This window comes from Neisseria sp. P0009.S007 (genome assembly GCF_051962515.1).
Map to the genome: position 1 here is coordinate 1 of NZ_JBQCVF010000415.1, position 1,209 is coordinate 1,209.

1 protein-coding gene is annotated in these 1,209 nt (G+C 46.2%); it reads left to right on the plus strand.

Annotated features, from left to right (window positions below):
* Window positions 1-734: adenylosuccinate synthetase (locus ACTHS3_RS13725; protein WP_440368219.1), on the plus strand; the 734-nt coding region annotated here is incomplete at its 5' end.
* Window positions 735-1,209 lie beyond the last annotated feature (475 nt).

Consider the following 1,209-nt stretch of genomic DNA (forward strand, 5'->3'; position numbering starts at 1 on the left):
TGGCGGTCATTGAAAAAGTTGCACCGCGCATTACGCCGATGATTACCGATGTTTCCCGTGTTTTGAACGAGAAAAACCGCAAAGGCGAAAGCCTGTTGTTTGAAGGCGCGCAAGGTACGTTGCTGGACATCGACTACGGTACTTATCCGTTTGTCACTTCCTCCAACTGCTTGGCTGGTGCCGCTTCTGCCGGTGCAGGCGTAGGTCCGCAAATGCTGGATTATGTTTTGGGTATCGTTAAAGCCTATACTACCCGCGTAGGTTCCGGTCCATTCCCGACTGAATTGTTTGACGAAGTGGGCGCAGGTTTGGCTGAACGCGGCCATGAATTCGGCTCCGTAACCGGTCGTGCGCGTCGTTGTGGCTGGTTTGATGCGGCTGCTCTGAAACGCTCTATTCAAGTTAACGGCATTTCCGGCATGTGCATCACCAAGCTGGATGTGATGGACGGTATTGAAAACATCAATATCTGCGTAGGTTATGAATTGCCTGATGGCAGCAAAACCGACATTCTGCCTTGCGGCTCTGATGCGGTAGAAACCTGCAAACCGATTTACGAAACCATGCCGGGTTGGAGCGAGTCGACTTTCGGCGTGAAAGAGTACGATAAGCTGCCTGAAAACGCTAAAGCTTACCTGAAACGTATTGAAGAAGTGTGCGGTGCGCCTGTGGCCATTGTTTCAACCGGTCCTGACCGTGAAGAAACCATCGTTTTGCATCATCCGTTTGCTTAATTGAAGAAGTGAATAAAGGCTGTCTGAATGTTTCAGACGGCCTTTATATATGCAATGCAATAAAAAATCAGCCCTGAAAGACGTCTGTCTTCAGGGCTGAATTTTGTATTTTACGCCGTTTTGAAGTACAAATGTTTGGAAAGTGAGATGTAGTACCAAGTAACAATTATTCTCATTGACGTAAATCAAGAAAAGGCTAGTCTGTAATTTTATTTCAAGAAAATCCCTGTAAATAAATGGGTATTAGTGCTATCCTTTCAGAAAATTTACAGTCTATATTTTCAATAAAATTAGGAGCTTGATATGTCAAATGATGTTCAGCAACGTCCTGCCGCTTGGGAAGGTTTTGTCGGTGGTAACTGGGAAACCAACGTAGATGTCCGCGATTTTATTCAAAAAAACTACACGCCATATGAAGGTGATGCCTCTTTCTTGGCACCAGCAACCGAAGCCACAACCAAGCTGTGGGCGGAAG